This window comes from Helicobacter pylori HUP-B14 (assembly GCF_000259235.1).
In the GTDB taxonomy this organism is placed as follows: Bacteria; Campylobacterota; Campylobacteria; order Campylobacterales; family Helicobacteraceae; genus Helicobacter; species Helicobacter pylori_CU.
Genome location: NC_017733.1, coordinates 37,391 through 53,489, shown reverse-complemented (window position 1 = coordinate 53,489; position 16,099 = coordinate 37,391). Strand labels below are relative to the sequence as shown.

The window sequence follows — 16,099 nt, the reverse complement described above, 5'->3', positions numbered from 1 at the left end:
TAAGGAGATCAAAATGGGACATGTTGTTTTAAGCACCCCTATTGTTACGATGTTTATCGCTTATTCGCTGTTAATGCTCTATATTGGTTTTTATTTTTACAAACAAAATGAAACGACTGAAGATTATTTCTTAGGCGATCGCTCTATGGGGCCTGTGATTAGCGCTTTGAGCGCGGGGGCGAGTGACATGAGCGGGTGGCTTTTAATGGGATTACCTGGAGCTTTATATGTGGGAGGTTTAATCAACTCACACATCGCCATAGGATTGAGTTTAGGAGCGCTCATCAACTGGGTTTTTGTGGCCAAACGCTTACGCATTTATACGAGCGTGATCGCTAATTCCATTACCATTTCAGATTATTTTGAAACGCGCTTTAGCGATGACAAACACATCTTGCGCTTGATTTCGGCTTTTGTGATTTTAATCTTTTTTATTTTTTACATTTCTTCAGGGCTAGTGAGTGGGGCTAAACTCTTTGAAGCGACCTTTGGCATTCAATACAACTACGCTTTAAGCATTGGCACGCTGATCATTGTTTCTTACACCTTTTTAGGAGGGTATAAGGCGGTGTGCTGGACGGATTTGATTCAAGGGCTTTTGATGATGAGCGCTTTAATCGTGGTGCCGATCGTTATGACAATCCATCTTGGAGGGATTGGAGAGGGGATTAAAATCATTAGAGAAATCAAGCCTGAAAACCTTTCTTTCTTGCAAGGCTCTAGCGTAGTCGCCATTATTTCAAGCCTTGCTTGGGGGTTAGGCTATTTTGGGCAACCCCATATTTTAGTGCGTTTCATGTCTATCCGCTCCATTAGAGATGTGCCTAAAGCGACCACTATTGGGATTTCTTGGATGGTTATTTCTTTGATTGGGGCATGCGTTATGGGGCTTTTAGGCGTTGCGTATGTGCATAAATTTGATTTGAGCTTAGAAGACCCTGAAAAGATTTTCATTGTGATGAGTCAATTGCTCTTTAACCCTTGGATCACAGGCATTTTATTGAGTGCGATTTTAGCGGCGGTGATGAGCACGGCCAGTTCGCAACTGCTTGTAAGCTCTTCTACCATTGCTGAAGATTTCTATGCGACGATTTTTAACAAAAACGCCCCCCAAAAATTGGTGATGGTTATTTCTAGGCTTTCGGTTTTAGGGGTGGCTTGCATCGCTTTTTTCATTTCAACGGATAGAAACGCCAGCATTCTCAGCATCGTGAGTTACGCATGGGCTGGCTTTGGCGCGAGTTTTGGCTCTGTGATTTTGTTCTCGCTTTTTTGGTCAAGAATGACGCGCATTGGCGCGATTGCTGGCATGCTCTCTGGGGCTAGCACGGTGATTTTATATGATAAATTTGGCAAAAGCTTTTTGGATATTTATGAAATCGTTCCGGGCTTTATTGTAGCGAGTATAGCTATTGTTGTGTTTAGTTTGTTTTCTAGCGTGCGAGCAGGCACTAAAGAGGCTTTTGAAACCATGCTTAAAGAAATTGAGAGCTTGAGACATTAACGCTTCAAATGAGTTTAATTTAATCCCTAATCCCCCTATGCTCTTTAATCAAACCTTAACCTATATTTCTTTATTTTCTGGGGCTAGGGCAAAATTTGAGTGGCGATACTCCATGATGAGATAATCAATTCTAAAACCCTTAAACAAAAACTAATGAGCGCTATTTTATAATCCTTTTAAAAAATGAAAGGTTATTGTTGCTTGTTTCTCGCTTTTTAAACGCTATTGATCCCTTTAATTTGGGGGTGTTGTTGAGCCGTTTTCAAATCAAAAATGGTTGTATTTATGGGGTGTGTTCTTATAGGGCTTCAAAATTTATCTCTGGCTATGAAGAAAGCAAAGTGCGAGTTTTAAACGCTCTCAACACTTTAAGCGCGCATCCAATTTGGCAATCCAATCAAGAAAGCGTTACAAAAATCAAAGGAACTTTTGTTTTTATTTTAGAAAACGACTTGCATTTAGACGAAAACTCTTTTTACAAGAAACTTTTAAACCTGATTATAGACAACGACTTTTTTAACCGCTCTAATTTAATGAATTTAATAACCCCCAATCAAAAACGCTTTTTGAGCGGCTTTTTTGAAAGCAGGGGCAGCATTGATAGGCATAGGCAACGGAATTTTTTAACTTCAGATTACTTCTTTCATAGCCCTTTAGAATTTAACAAGTTCCATTATTTAATCGATCATTTCAATATCCCTAGCGAAGCGCTGAATTTTAATTTCAGGGAATTACAGCCTGAATACGTGCAAGGCATTAACCAACGAAACGCTCAATTCAGGATTTATTTGGATTGGTATTTACACCATATCGGTCTGTTTAACCCCTATAAAGCGCGAATCGCTAATCATGTTTTTAAGACCACTCTTATTTATGATAATGGGTATTACAAATTAAGCTACCCACCAAGAACAGAATACCATGGTAATGGCTTCATAGAACGCGCTCATTTTTATTTGAAAAACGTTTATCAACAGGATTTAGACGATAAAAACATTGAAAAATTAAGAGAGCGGTTAGGATTTATCCAAGATAGCGAGGAATTTAAACGAGATAGTAAAATCATCAATTTTTATCGCCTTTCAACGCCTAATGTTTGCAACGCATGTGGGGCTGGGGGTTTTAGTGCTGGATTAGGGTATTTAAAAGAGTTTGACGCTTTAATAGGGCTAGATTGCGATAAACAAGCCCTAATCACTTTTGAAAACAACCATAAAAACGCCATAGGCGTTTGTGGGGACATCACTCAAACCGAAATTAAAGAAAAAGTTATAGAGTTGGCTAAAAAATTAGAAATCAACATGATCATTGGCGGGCCTCCCTGTCAAGGCTTTTCCAATAAAGGGAAAAATTTAGGGCTAAAAGACCCTAGGAATTTTTTATTCTTAGAATATATAGAAATAGTGAAAGCCATAAAGCCAGAAATTTTTATCATTGAAAACGTGAAAAACCTCATCTCTTGCGCTAAAGGCTATTTTTTAGAAGAAATTAAAGAAAGGTTGAACGCTTTAGGGTATCAATTGAGCTATCAAATCCTAAACGCTAAAGATTATGGCGTGCCTCAAAACAGAGAGAGGGCCTTTATTGTGGGGGCTAGTCGTTTCAGTTTTGATTTCAATCTTTTAGAACCTTCTCAAAGCGTGAATGTTCAAGATGCCATAAGCGATTTAGCCTATCTTTGTTCTAATGAGGGAGCGTTTGAGAGCGATTATTTAAACCCTATCCAATCAAGCTATCAGGCTTTAATGCGAAAAGATAGCCCTAAATTATACAACCACCAAGCCACCAACCACTCGCAAGCCGCTTTAGAGAAATTAAAGCTCATTAATAAAGAGCAAGGCAAAGAATGCCTGCCTAAAAACTTGCATGGCAAACAGCAATTCAAAAGCACATGGGGACGCCTGAACTGGAATAAAATCAGCCCCACCATAGACACACGCTTTGACACCCCAAGCAATGGCACCAACTCCCACCCCGAATTGCACCGCTCTATCACGCCCAGAGAAGCCGCCAGGATACAGAGTTTTAGCGATGATTATATTTTTTATGGCAATAAAACGAGCGTTTGCAAGCAAATCGGTAACGCTGTGCCTCCTCTTCTAGCCCTAGCCTTAGGCAAAGCAATCTTAAAAAACTTAAGAAAATGATACAAATTTATCACGCTGACGCTTTTGAAATCATCAAAGATTTTTACCAGCAAAATTTAAAAGTGGATGCAATCATCATGGACCCTCCTTACAATATTTCGGTTAAAAACAATTTTCCCACCCTAAAGAGCGCTAAAAGACAGGGCATAGACTTTGGGGAATGGGATAAAAATTTCAAGCTTTTAGAATGGATCAAGCGCTACGCCCCCTTAATCAATCCAAACGGCTGCATGGTGATTTTTTGCTCTTACAGGTTTATAAGCTATATCGCTGATTTTTTAGAAGAAAACGGCTTTATAGTCAAAGACTTTATCCAATGGGTTAAAACTAATCCCATGCCAAGAAACATCCACCGGCGCTATATCCAAGACACGGAATTTGCCCTGTGGGCGGTTAAAAAGAAAGCCAAATGGGTGTTTAACAAACCAGACAATGAAAAATATTTACGGCCCTTGATTTTAAAAAGCCCTGTGGTGAGCGGGATTGAAAAAGTGAAACACCCCACGCAAAAAAGCCTAGCCTTAATGGAAAAAATCATTTCCATTCACACAAACCCTAATGACATCGTGCTAGATCCTTTCATGGGGAGCGGCACCACCGGCTTAGCGTGCAAAAATTTAGAACGAAATTTTATCGGCATAGAATCAGAAAAAGAATATTTTCAAACCGCTAAAAAGCGTTTGAATTTGCTTTAAAAACGCTATTTGAATGAGATTGTGTTATAGTTATTTAAAAGGATATTTTTAATGAAAAGAATGTTAGCGGAGTTTGAAAAAATCCAAGCGATTTTAATGGCTTTCCCCCATGAGTTTAGCGACTGGGCGTATTGTATTGAAGAGGCTAGGGAGAGTTTTTTAAACATCATTCAAACCATAGCCAAACACACCAAAGTGTTAGTGTGCGTCCATACTAGCGATACTATCGGTTATGAGACGCTTAAAAACTTACCGGGTGTAGAGATCGCAAGGATTGACACTAACGACACATGGGCTAGGGATTTTGGAGCGATCAGCGTTGAAAATCATGGCGTTTTGGAGTGCTTGGACTTTGGTTTTAATGGCTGGGGGTTAAAATACCCGTCCAATTTAGACAATTTAGTGAATTTCAAGCTCAAGCATTTAGGGTTTTTAAAACACCCTTTAAAAACGATGCCCTATATTTTAGAGGGCGGGAGCATAGAAAGCGATGGGGCCGGGAGCATTTTAACCAACACCCAATGCCTGCTAGAAAAAAATCGTAACCCCCATTTGAATCAAAATGGAATAGAAAACATGCTTAAAAAGGAATTAGGGGCTAAACAAGTGCTGTGGTATTCTTATGGCTATTTAAAAGGCGATGATACCGATAGCCATACCGACACGCTCGCTCGTTTTTTGGATAAAGACACCATTGTTTATAGCGCATGCGAGGATGAAAACGATGAGCATTACACAGCTTTAAAAAAAATGCAAGAAGAATTAAAAACCTTTAAAAAACTAGACGGCACGCCTTATAAACTCATCCCCCTAGAAATCCCTAAAGCCATTTATGATGAAAACCAACAACGCTTGCCGGCGACTTATGTGAATTTTTTATTGTGCAATAACGCCCTCATCGTGCCCACTTACAACGACCCTAAAGACGCGCTCATTTTAGAAACCTTAAAACAACACACGCCCTTAGAAGTGATAGGGGTTGATTGCAATACCTTAATCAAACAGCATGGAAGCTTGCATTGTGTAACGATGCAACTTTATTGAATAAAATCACGCTTTTTGGCGTGGTTCAAGGCGTGGGCATGCGCCCTTTTATTTATACCCTGGCTCAAAAATTAGGGCTTGTAGGCTTTGTGCGTAACGCCCAAGCGGCTTTAGAGATTGTCTTACCCGCTCATAAAACAGAGTCTTTTTTAAACGCTCTAAAAAAAGGATTACCCCCTTTAGCACTGGTTGAAAAAATCATTATTAGCCCTTATGATAAGGCGCTTCATTTCAATGATTTTAGGATTTTAGAAAGCAAGAACCACCCTTTAAATCTGCTCAGCCAAATCCCTAAAGATTTAGGCGTGTGCAAGGATTGCTTGCGCGAGATCAGAGATAAAAACTCCCCCTATTTTCATTACGCTTTCAATTCTTGCGCGAAGTGCGGAGCGAGATACAGCCTTTTAAACGCCTTGCCCTATGACAGAGAAAACTCCGCCCTAAAACCTTTCAAACTCTGTGAATTTTGCGCTTCTATTTATCAAGACCCTACCGATAAGCGCTTCCACATTCAAGGCATCAGCTGCAAAAAGTGCGGTATCGTGCTCAATTACAAGCGATTCAAGAATGATGACGCTCTTTTAGAATGCGCTAAAGACCTTCAAAAGGGTAAAATCATCGCTCTTAAAGGTTTGGGAGGCTTTGCTCTCTTGTGCGATGCGAGGAATTTTCAAACCATAGAAAGATTACGGCTTTTAAAAAACCGCCCCCTAAAGCCTTTTGCACTCATGTTTAAAGACTTAAACTCAGTCAAACAGCATGCGTTTTTGAACGCATTAGAATGCGAAAGCTTGAGTTCGATAAGCGCCCCCATTCTTTTAGCGCGTAAAAAACCTGACATAAAATTAGCCCCCAATATCGCCAAAAACTCCCCCTTTTATGGCGTCATCTTGCCCTATACCCCTTTGCATGCTTTATTACTGGATTTATTGGATTCCCCTATCATATTCACGAGCGCGAATTTCAATTCCCTCCCTTTAGCGAGCGATGAAAAAGAGATCGATTCGCTTCATTTTATTTTTGATTTTAAGCTCACGCACAACCGCGCCATCATTCACAGGATTGATGATAGTATCGCGCAGCGCGTGGATAATATTATTCGCCCCATGCGTTTGGCTAGAGGGTTTGCCCCCCTTTACCTCACTTTGCCTAAACGCTCTAATTATTCGCCAAAAAAGATTCTAGCGCTTGGAGCGGAGCAAAAAGGGCATTTTAGCTTACTGGATAGTGAAACTTCCATTCTTTTGCTCTCGCCTTTTTGTGGGGATTTGAGCGTTTTAGAAAATGAAAAACATTTTAAAGAAACTTTGAATTTTTTCTTAAAAACCTATGATTTCAAACCCACGCTCTTAGCTTGCGACAAGCATCAAAACTACACCACCACTAAAATGGCTTTTGAATTTAATACGCCCTTGTTGCAAGTCCAGCACCACCATGCCCACTTTTTAGCGAGTGTCTTAGACGCATTATTACAAGATCCGCATTTAAATCACCCCTTTATAGGTATTGTTTGGGACGGGAGTGGGGCTTATGAGAATAAGATTTATGGGGCGGAGTGTTTTGTGGGGGATTTTGAATACATTGAAGAAGTGGCTAGGTTTGAAGAATTTTGGCTTTTAGGGGGGCAAAAAGCGATCAAAGAGCCTAGACGCTTGGTTTTAGAAATCGCTTTAAAGAACCAACTCAACAAGCTTTTAAAGCGCGTTCAAAAACATTTTAAAGAAGACGAATTAGAAATTTTCCAACAAATGCATGACAAAAAAATTCAAAGCGTCGCTACCAATTCCATAGGGCGTTTGTTTGATATAGTAGCGTTTAGTTTGGATTTAACAGGAACGATCAGTTTTGAAGCCGAGAGCGGGCAAGTTTTAGAAAATCTAGCCTTACAAAGCGATGAGATCGCTTTTTACCCTTTTACAATCAAAAACAGCGTGGTGGGTTTGAAAGAATTTTATCAAGCGTTTGAAAAGGATTTGGGCGTTTTAGAACCCAAACGCATCGCTAAGAAATTTTTTAACAGCTTAGTAGAAATCATTACCGCTTTAATCGCGCCTTTTAAAGAGCATGTGGTGGTGTGCAGTGGAGGCGTGTTTTGCAACCAATTGTTGTGCGAACAATTAGCCAAGCGATTCAAAAAGCTTCAAAGGGAGTATTTTTTCCACAAGCATTTCCCCCCTAATGACAGCAGTATCCCTGTCGGTCAAGCCTTAATGGCGTATTTCAACCCTACAATCATCAAAAAAGGATAAAAAGGATAAAAATGGATAGCGTAACTCTAGCATGCGGGAACGGGGGGAAAGAAACAAACGCTTTAATTGAGCGAGTCTTTATGCCCTATTTGAAAGAATTTATCGTTGCGTTTGATGAAGACGCCCCCACATTTAAAGCTAGTGGGGAATATTGCGTGAGCACGGATAGTTTTGTCATCACGCCCTTGATTTTTAATGGGGGCGATATAGGCAAGCTTTGCGTTTGCGGGAGCGCGAATGACGTGAGCGTGCAAGGGGGCGAACCTTTGTATTTGAATATGGGTTTTATTTTAGAAGAAGGCTTAGAAATCCCTCTTTTAAAACAAATTTTACAATCCATACAAAAAGAATTATTTAAAGCCAACTTAAAACTCCTCTCCCTAGACACTAAAGTCGTGCCAAAGGGGAGCGTGGATAAGCTTTTTATCAACACAACTTGTATTGGTAAAATCATCAAGCCAGGGATTTCTTCGCGCCATTTAAAACAAGGCCAAGCCATTATCATAAGCGACACGATCGCCAATCATGGGGCAAGCCTGTTTGCGATGCGTAATGAAATCAAGCTTAAAACCAATCTAGAAAGCGATTGCCAACTGCTCTATCCCTTATTAAAACCCCTATTTTTAAGCGATCTCAAAATTGATGCTTTAAGAGATGCGACTAGGGGCGGGTTAGCGAGCGTGCTGAACGAATGGGCGAACAGCTCCAGGGTGAAAATCGTTATAGAAGAAGAAAAAATCCCCTTAAAAGAAGAAACGAAAGGGATTTGTGAGATTTTAGGGCTAGAACCCTACACGCTAGCCAATGAGGGGGTGTTTGTTTTAGCGCTCAATCAAAAAGACGCCCCTAAAGCCTTAGAAATTTTAAAAAATAATGAGAAAGCCAAAAACGCTTGCGTGATCGGCAAAGTGTTTGAAAACCCCTATCCTAGCGTGGTTTTAAAGAACGCATGGGGTTTTGAAAGGATTTTAGAGATGCCAGAAGGCGAATTATTGCCTAGGATTTGTTAACACGCCGTCATTTTTTAATCGTTTTAAGCCTGCCCTAAAAATGGTTTAGAGTCTGCTTAAGCTAAGTCTAAGTCTACTATACTCAATCCATTTGAAATAAAACTTACAGTAAGAGAGGGTTTTAATAGTGGGTGTTACAAAAAAAAGCGGGCTTGATATGAGCGGTCATTTTTGGGTTTGCTGTGTTTTTTGTGGGGTTTAGTGGTAGTGAAAAACCACCAATAGATATTGAAGTAACTTTTAGGAACAGCCTTTATTGGATAGACATCATTTCAAATGTTGATAGTATCGCTATATTGAGCGCAAAAATCAATCATGGGGATTGTGATAACGATGGATTTCCTTATTTCAAGATCAATAAAACGCTAAAATTTGGCAATAGCTATCAATTTTATATACTTCGTTGTCAGCATATCAAAGAAGTTAGTATAAAGACCGATAAAGGGACTTGGGATTTTGGAAAGTAAAAACCAACTGATAATCATCTCTAAAACAGACAGTATAAAAATCCAGAACATTCAATTTAATAGAGGGAATTATCCGCTCATATAAATCTCATGCCAATCATAGCTACTGGCTGTAAAATACAAGCTTTGATTTAAAGAAGCGGTGGTTAATCTCATAGAAAAAGCCCCTTACATTCCCTACCCCCTAGCTCTTTATGAAACATCAGAGCAACACACCTCGCTTTTTGAAAGCGTTTGAGATTAAGAGCGAAGCAACCAAACCCCCATTAATGGCTCAAGCTTTTTGAAGCGAATTTGTGATCGCAATATCGTAAAATCGCTAGCCCAACGCTTAATAGCGGAGCGTTTTTATAGCTCTATAAGAGCCTTGATTTTATTTCAAACCTCTAAAAGTTTCAAATAATACTCATAAGCTTCTTTGATGCCCTGCTCTAAAGGGATTTCCAATTCCCATTTCAAAGCCTTTTGTTTGGAAATATCCATAAGTTTTTGTTGCATGCCCACTGGTTTGGATAAGTCTTTTACAAACACGCCCTTATAGTCTAAAACCTGAGCGACCATTTCATAATACTCTTCAATGCTGTAATCCACTCCAGAGCCGACATTCATCACGCTAGGCATTTGAGCGATATTCTCATAAGCGAGAGCGATGAATCTGGCTAAATCTTTAGCGTTTAGATACTCTCTTCTGGCCGTGCCATCGCCCCACATCGCAAACTCTTTTTCATTTTTTAATTTAGCGGTGTGCATCCTAGCAATAAGCCCTGGTATCATGTGCGCTATCTTTTCTTCAAACTTGTCAAACTCGCCATAAAGGTTGCAAGGCACTAGAGTTTTATAAAAAACGCCCTTTTCAGCGCTCACATATTCGCAATACTTCATCACAGAGAGTTTGGCTAAAGCGTAGCCTTCGTTCGTTGGTTCTAAAGAGCCGTTCAACAAATCGCTCTCTTTTAAGGGGTTAGGGGCGTATTTAGGATAAGCACAAGAGCTCGCCAGATTAATGGCTTTTTTCACGCCCAAATCTAGAGCGCTAGAAAAAAGATACAAGCCCATGAGTAAATTCTCAACCATGTAAGTTGAAAGATCGTTCATGTTCGCCACAATGCCCCCCACTCTCCCGGCGCAATGGATAATGCCTGTAGGTTTGTATTCTTTCAAATAGGCTTGAACGCTGTCTTTATCCAATAAATACAATTCGCTCTTTTTAGGGGTGAGTAAAGTAACATCAGGCTTGTTTTTTTTAAAATACAACGCCGTGTTCTGCCCCACCATGCCATAGGCACCGGTGATTAAAATAATCTCATTCATAAAAATTCCTTAAAATATAGCCCCCATCTTGCAAGTAAAGGTTTTTCTGGCATTCTTTTAAATCGTATTCTAACATGTCCTTAACCAACTCTTTTAAATCGTATTCCCTAACCCAGCCTAGCTCTTTTTCTGCCTTAGTGGGATCGCCTAAGAGCAAATCCACTTCAGTAGGCCTGAAATAGCGTTCATCTATGCGCACCACGATTTGGCCTGTTTTTAAATGGCTTAAGTTTAATTGTAAAGCGTTCGCTCTTTTTTCATCAATGCTTTTAATCAAACCGATTTCTTTAATCCCTGTATTTTGAAATTCTAAATTGATACCGATAAATTCAAAGCTCATTTTCACAAAATCGCGCACGCTCGTGGTCTTCCCTGTGGCGATCACATAATCTTGGGGGATGGGCGCTTGGAGCATTAAATGCATCATTTTCACGTAATCTTTGGCATGCCCCCAATCTCTTTTAGCGTCTAAATTCCCTAAATACAAGCAATCCGTTAAGTTATACGCTATCGCGCTAGCGGCTCGTGTGATTTTGCGGGTTACAAAAGTTTCGCCCCTTACTTTGCTTTCATGGTTAAAAAGGATACCATTAACCGCAAACAAGTTATAGGCCTCTCTGTAATTTTTGGTGATGTAAAAGGCATACATTTTAGCGACCGCATAGGGGCTTCGTGGGTTAAAGGGGGTGTTTTCATTTTGCGGGGTTTCTAAAACTTCGCCATACAATTCGCTCGTGCTAGCTTGATAGAATCGTGTTTTATTTTCTAAGCCTAAAATCCGCATGGCCTCTAAAATCCTTAGCGTGCCAATACCATCAGCGTTAGCGGTGTATTCTGGGGTTTCAAAAGAAACTTTCACATGGCTTTGAGCGGCTAAATTATAAATCTCTGTAGGCTTATTGGTAGCGATTAAATGGATGAGGTTAGAGCTATCGGTCATATCCCCATAGTGCAAGAAAAAACGCCTTTTATGATCGCTATGCAAATCTTCATACAGATGATCGATCCTAGAAGTGTTGATGCTAGAAGAGCGCCTTTTTAACCCATGCACTTCATAACCCAAATTCAGCAAGTATTCAGCCAGATAACTCCCATCTTGCCCGGTAACCCCAGTGATTAAAGCGATTTTTTCCTTCATTATTTTTCCTTTATTGAATTTTATTTATTAAACTTTCTTTATTAGGCGTTTTGATTCTGCCTGTTAAAATCGTCATCAACCCTTACAATATCGTCTTCGCCGACATACTCGCCCACTTGGACCTCTATGATGATTAAAGGGATTTTGCCGTAATTAGCCAGGCGGTGTAGGGTGTTTTTAGGGATATAAGTGGACTCATTAGCTTGCAATTCAAACATTTTATGATCCAATTCCACGCTCGCCATCCCGCTAATCACCACCCAGTGTTCGCTCCTGTGGAAATGCTTTTGTAAAGAAAGCCTTGCGTTTGGTTTGACTTCTAAAATCTTAACCTTGTAACAACCGCTCTCATGCAAGACTTCATAGCTCCCCCAAGGGCGATACACTTTAGTGTGCGTTTGCAACAATTCTTGGTTATGCATTTCTATCTCGCTCACTAAAGCCTTTAAATCTTTAGCCTTATCTTTATGAGCAACTAAAAGAGCGTCTTTAGTGTCAATGACCGCTAAATCCTCAACCCCTAAAAGAGCGCTCACTTTATGAGAAAACACTAAATTATTTGCGCTCTCTTTGGCAAAAACAGGCGTTTGATTCAGGCTGACATTTTCTTTAGGCTCGTTAGCCGCTTCTTCAAAAAGAGCGTTAAAATTCCCTAAATCGCTCCACTTGGCGTTTAATCCTACCATTTTGATTTTGTGGCTTTGCTGCATTAAAGCTATATCCACGCTCACGTCTTCTAAATCTTGCATGCTCTTTTCGCTCAAACGAGCGATCTTTTGTTCAAAAAAATGCGTGTTTTCTAACGATTCAAACGCTCTTTCACACCCCTTTAAAATAGTAGGGGCATGCTTTTTCAGTTCGTCTAAAAAAACGCCCGCTTGGAAAACAAACATGCCGCTATTGAAATAAAAACCCCCGCTTTTTTGAAACTCTATCGCTTTTTCTAAACTTGGCTTTTCAATGAAGCGCTTGACATCTAGAGCGTTAGGGCTTTCAATATACCCAAACTCCGTATTGGGCTTTTCAATACTCACCCCAAAAGTGACTAAAAAGCCTTTTTGGGCTAAATTAATCGCTTTTTTTATCGCATTTTCATACGCTTGAAGGTCTTTAATCAAATGATCGCTTGGCGTAACGATGAGTAAATCTTCTTTATCGCTCATTAAAGCGCTCAAACTAATGGCGTTAGCAGTGTTTTTACTCAAGCTCTCTAATAAAAAACCCACGCTTTTGTTTTTGATTTCATTCTCTATTTCTTCTAGGGCTAAAAAATAATGCTTTTCATTGCACACAATGAGCGTTTCATCTACTAAGGAAGCGTTTCTTTTAAAACTCAATTCAAACAAGCTTTTATGGTTAAAAAGCTTTAAAAATTGCTTAGGGTATAGGCTACGGCTTAAAGGCCATAAGCGTTTGCCGCTCCCCCCACTCAGTAAGATATTTTTAATTTTCATGGGTTCTCTTGTTAGGCTCTCTTTTGTTTTTTAGGGTTATTATAGCGTTTTTAATTGGGCATTTTTGAGTCACTTCAAAAACTCCGCGATGACTTCATTCTCTCTGGGTATAGGGAAGAAGATGTCAGTATTAGGCGAAATGAATACCCTACTCCCCTCTCTAATCACCACAATGGGGGCGATCTTGCTCTTGTCTCTTAAAATTTGATTGACCACTTGATTGATCCCCATGCCGCTTTGTCTCATCAATTGCAATAAAAGATAATCCCCAAAGAAATTAGTTATCTCTTCTTTATTGCCTCTGTTGTTTAAAGCTGAAGTGATCCCAATCAACAAGCCGTTAGTGAGCGTAGAAAGCAGTAACGGCACGCCATAGCGTTGGAAATTCCTTTCAATCAATTCCCCCACTAAGCCGTTATAGCCTTTAATGTCCGCCCCTTTAGCGTTAGTGAGCATGATATTGATGCCATGGGGAGTGATGATGCGGCTCCATACAATATCCAAGCGGTATTCGCCCATTTTGTTATTGTTGCTGTAATAACCTATGACTTTAGAGCCTTTGGGGATTAAGACGGCCTTGCCCATGCTCGCAAAAATATCGCTCTCCACTTGCGCAATCACTTTACCAGCGATCTGGCTAGAAATGGGCGTGATCAAAAAAGCGGGTATCATTTTATCGGCTGTAATGGTGCGTAAAAGCTTGTTTTCATTGGTAGCAATGTCTTTTTCTTTAAGGTTAGTGAAACCATCAATGCCATTAGGGTTATCCATGGGGAAAATCAGGTTTTCTTCGTAATTTTTAGGGCTTTGTTTGAAAGGGGTGATGCGAGCGGCTAATAAATCTAATTGCTTTAAAGAAAAATCTTTTTTAGGGGGGGTTGTATTTGTTTTTGAATCCATGGGAGGGCTCTTAAAAGTTTCTTCTTTAGAATAATTCATTTCTTTGGAGTTTAGGGCTTTTAAAGCGGCTTTGAGCTGTTCTTGTAAGGCTTTAATAGTAGCGTCTTTGGAGCTTTCTGTGTTAGTTGGCTGTGGGTTTTGAGTGAAGGTGTAGTCTTGTAAGGGGTATTTCACCTCATCGTCATTCAAAAGGCTAGGCTGATTATTTAAGGGGGCTTTTGGCTTTTGATGATAGACTAAAGAAATGGTTGTAATCGTTGCAAAACCCCCTATAAAAACAATCGCCCCCTTAAGCCACTTATTCATCTTTACCCCTTTTGACAAAACGGATGCACAAATAGTCCTTACCTAGCCTTAAAGTCCATTTAGTAGAAACGTCTTCAGCGATAATGTAATCGCCCACAATCCTTGTATTCACCGGGTTATCATAGCCATCAACGACTTTATAAATCACCGGGAATTTAGAGAGCGCTAATCTTTTGTCAAATTTGAAATAAGTGAATTGCTTGTCGTTAAAGATTTCTTTAGGCATCAAAGAGAGTTTGGATTTTTTAGAACAAATTCCTAAACAATACCATTTCCTTTGAGAGCTTTTTAAAGCCTTATAGCCTTTTTGAATGTCTTTTTTAACGATTTTCATCGCATTGGTGTTATCGCCAATAGTTATAGTCTCTTCTTCTTTTTCTTTGGTTTCTTCTTTTTTTTCTTTTAAGGGTTTGTTGTTTGTGGGAGCGTTTTCAAGAGTATTTTCTTTATTTTCTTTATTTTCTTTATTTTCTTTATTTTCTTTATTTTCTTTATTTTCTTTTTGGGGCTTGATAAAAGCGTTAGAATAATAGTTTTTATCCTCTATGAAAACCTGCAAATTAGGGTGTTTGGAGCTGGTAAAAGTGGTAGAAAACACATAGAAAGAAAAAATCTTACCCTCATTATCAATCACGCTGATATTAGAATCCACGCCAATTTGTAGGGGTTTGATGAGTAAAATACGATCGTTGCTCTCTAAGATTTTCGCGTCAAAGCCCACCTTATCCCCTAAAACAAAATCGCTAATGGGTTTTGAAAAAAACAATAAGGTCGCCATCGCATAACGCAAGCGGATTTTATAGGTTTGCCCTTGAAAGTAATCAATGTTCAAAGTGTTGGACATTTTTGAGCGGTTTTTATCAAAAAAGCTCCCTTGAATGGCGTTTAAATCCTGCATGGGGTGGTTTAAATTCGCCGGGGCCGTTTCGTTCGCTTCTTCTAAAAAATCATCGGCTTTTAAAGCGCTAAAAGCCAACAAAAAGCCCATGAGAGCGTATAAAACCTTACGCATCAATCATTCCTGTTAGTCGGTGCGATTTCAGTGATGCTGTAGCGAGTGATTTTAAAGCCGGTAGGGTTTTTAGGCATGGAAGCGTAATCAAAATCCGGGGTGTCAAACAGATAACTCAATACGATCTTATAACGCTTTTCATACACGAGCTTGTTTTCATTCGTTAGTTTAGCCGCAATGGAAACGCTCGCAATGGGGTTATTGTCTTGCTGATAGATCGCAATATTGACGATATGGACTTCTCTTTCTAAATGGCTTTGCGCATAAATGCTGTTTTGCGTTTTAATCAAATCTTCAAAGCGTTGCCACACTTTAGAACTGCTTTGCAAGCGCACCAATTCATAGCGCGATTTATCGTCAATGCGGTTAATGCTCTCTCGGTTTAACACATACGCCCCAATGAGCGAACGAGCCAACGCTTCATTACTAGAAATGCTTTTATCCGCTCTTTGGATAATGGCGTAATGCTTGTCCTGGTTTAAAAAATCCACGAAATGGTGTTCGGTTTTTTGTAAGGGTAGAAGACTGATTAACACGATCGCTAAAATAAGAGCGATAAAACTCATCAAGCCTAAGAGCTTATAAGCGATTTTCAAGCGGTTTCTCTCTAATCTAAATACGCTTTGCATGTCCAAATCATTCACCGAAAAACCAGAAAGCTTGTTTTCTAAATGCTTTTCTTGGTGGCTTAAAAGCTCTTCTAAATAGATCAACTGCTCGCTATTGAAAGGCTTTTCTCTCATGCGAGATTTAACCTGTTTTCATACAAGGTGCAAGGGCTTTTTTTCATCTCATGCACCTTACTGGTGCAACCAAAAAACACAAGTCCCATAATAACAAAAAAAATTCTCATTAAATTCCT

General features: G+C 39.6%; 14 protein-coding genes and 1 pseudogene. 8 read left to right on the top strand and 7 right to left on the bottom strand.

Annotation, left to right across the window (positions count from 1 at the left end):
• The first annotated feature begins 13 nt into the window (after positions 1-13).
• The 8 genes and pseudogenes from putP to HPB14_RS08640 form a co-directional block, all read left to right on the top strand.
• Positions 14-1,504, top strand: a complete 1,491-nt coding sequence (putP, locus tag HPB14_RS00275; RefSeq protein WP_000510249.1) for a sodium/proline symporter PutP — start codon at positions 14-16, stop codon at positions 1,502-1,504.
• A gap of 1,064 nt (positions 1,505-2,568) precedes the next feature.
• Positions 2,569-3,651: a DNA cytosine methyltransferase gene (locus tag HPB14_RS00270; RefSeq protein WP_049789618.1), complete on the top strand. Its 1,083-nt coding sequence runs from the start codon at positions 2,569-2,571 to the stop codon at positions 3,649-3,651.
• On the top strand, positions 3,648-4,346 hold the full coding sequence (locus HPB14_RS00265) for a DNA-methyltransferase (RefSeq protein WP_000614884.1): 699 nt from the start codon (positions 3,648-3,650) through the stop codon (positions 4,344-4,346). The genes HPB14_RS00270 and HPB14_RS00265 overlap by 4 nt, the downstream gene beginning before the upstream one ends.
• 51 nt (positions 4,347-4,397) lie before the next feature.
• On the top strand, positions 4,398-5,390 hold the full coding sequence (locus tag HPB14_RS00260; protein WP_000827272.1) for an agmatine deiminase family protein: 993 nt from the start codon (positions 4,398-4,400) through the stop codon (positions 5,388-5,390).
• Positions 5,387-7,639, top strand: coding sequence for a carbamoyltransferase HypF (gene hypF / locus HPB14_RS00255; protein ID WP_014658397.1), 2,253 nt, complete (start codon positions 5,387-5,389; stop codon positions 7,637-7,639). The genes HPB14_RS00260 and hypF overlap by 4 nt, the downstream gene beginning before the upstream one ends.
• Positions 7,640-7,650: 11 nt before the next feature.
• Positions 7,651-8,649 (top strand): hydrogenase expression/formation protein HypE, encoded by a 999-nt coding sequence (hypE, locus tag HPB14_RS00250; protein ID WP_000378807.1) that lies wholly within the window; start codon positions 7,651-7,653, stop codon positions 8,647-8,649.
• A gap of 182 nt (positions 8,650-8,831) precedes the next feature.
• A complete protein-coding gene (locus HPB14_RS08160) occupies positions 8,832-9,116 on the top strand; it encodes a hypothetical protein (protein ID WP_000466443.1) in 285 nt (94 codons plus the stop codon).
• Positions 9,117-9,258: 142 nt separating this feature from the next.
• Positions 9,259-9,467: pseudogene (locus HPB14_RS08640) on the top strand (anthranilate synthase component I); the annotation flags it as partial.
• A gap of 27 nt (positions 9,468-9,494) precedes the next feature.
• Here the strand turns inward: HPB14_RS08640 and HPB14_RS00240 are convergent.
• The 7 genes from HPB14_RS00240 to HPB14_RS00210 all read right to left on the bottom strand — a co-directional run bounded on the left by HPB14_RS00240 (position 9,495) and on the right by HPB14_RS00210 (position 16,090).
• Complete coding sequence (locus tag HPB14_RS00240) at positions 9,495-10,427, bottom strand: GDP-L-fucose synthase family protein (protein ID WP_001002510.1); 933 nt, start codon at positions 10,425-10,427, stop codon at positions 9,495-9,497.
• Positions 10,420-11,565 (bottom strand): GDP-mannose 4,6-dehydratase, encoded by a 1,146-nt coding sequence (gene gmd / locus HPB14_RS00235; RefSeq protein WP_000659798.1) that lies wholly within the window; start codon positions 11,563-11,565, stop codon positions 10,420-10,422. Before gmd ends, HPB14_RS00240 begins: the two co-directional genes overlap by 8 nt.
• Positions 11,566-11,606: 41 nt before the next feature.
• Positions 11,607-13,019, bottom strand: a complete 1,413-nt coding sequence (locus HPB14_RS00230; protein WP_000694865.1) for a mannose-1-phosphate guanylyltransferase/mannose-6-phosphate isomerase — start codon at positions 13,017-13,019, stop codon at positions 11,607-11,609.
• A gap of 69 nt (positions 13,020-13,088) precedes the next feature.
• Complete coding sequence (locus HPB14_RS00225; RefSeq protein WP_001045836.1) at positions 13,089-14,225, bottom strand: DNA type IV secretion system protein ComB10; 1,137 nt, start codon at positions 14,223-14,225, stop codon at positions 13,089-13,091.
• On the bottom strand, positions 14,218-15,237 hold the full coding sequence (locus tag HPB14_RS00220; RefSeq protein WP_014658396.1) for a TrbG/VirB9 family P-type conjugative transfer protein: 1,020 nt from the start codon (positions 15,235-15,237) through the stop codon (positions 14,218-14,220). Before HPB14_RS00220 ends, HPB14_RS00225 begins: the two co-directional genes overlap by 8 nt.
• Positions 15,237-15,980 carry a VirB8 family type IV secretion system protein gene (locus HPB14_RS00215; protein ID WP_001208391.1) on the bottom strand — a complete coding sequence of 248 codons (744 nt, stop codon included), beginning with the start codon at positions 15,978-15,980 and terminating at the stop codon, positions 15,237-15,239. Before HPB14_RS00215 ends, HPB14_RS00220 begins: the two co-directional genes overlap by 1 nt.
• Positions 15,977-16,090, bottom strand: coding sequence for a hypothetical protein (locus HPB14_RS00210; protein ID WP_001217873.1), 114 nt, complete (start codon positions 16,088-16,090; stop codon positions 15,977-15,979). Before HPB14_RS00210 ends, HPB14_RS00215 begins: the two co-directional genes overlap by 4 nt.
• Positions 16,091-16,099 lie beyond the last annotated feature (9 nt).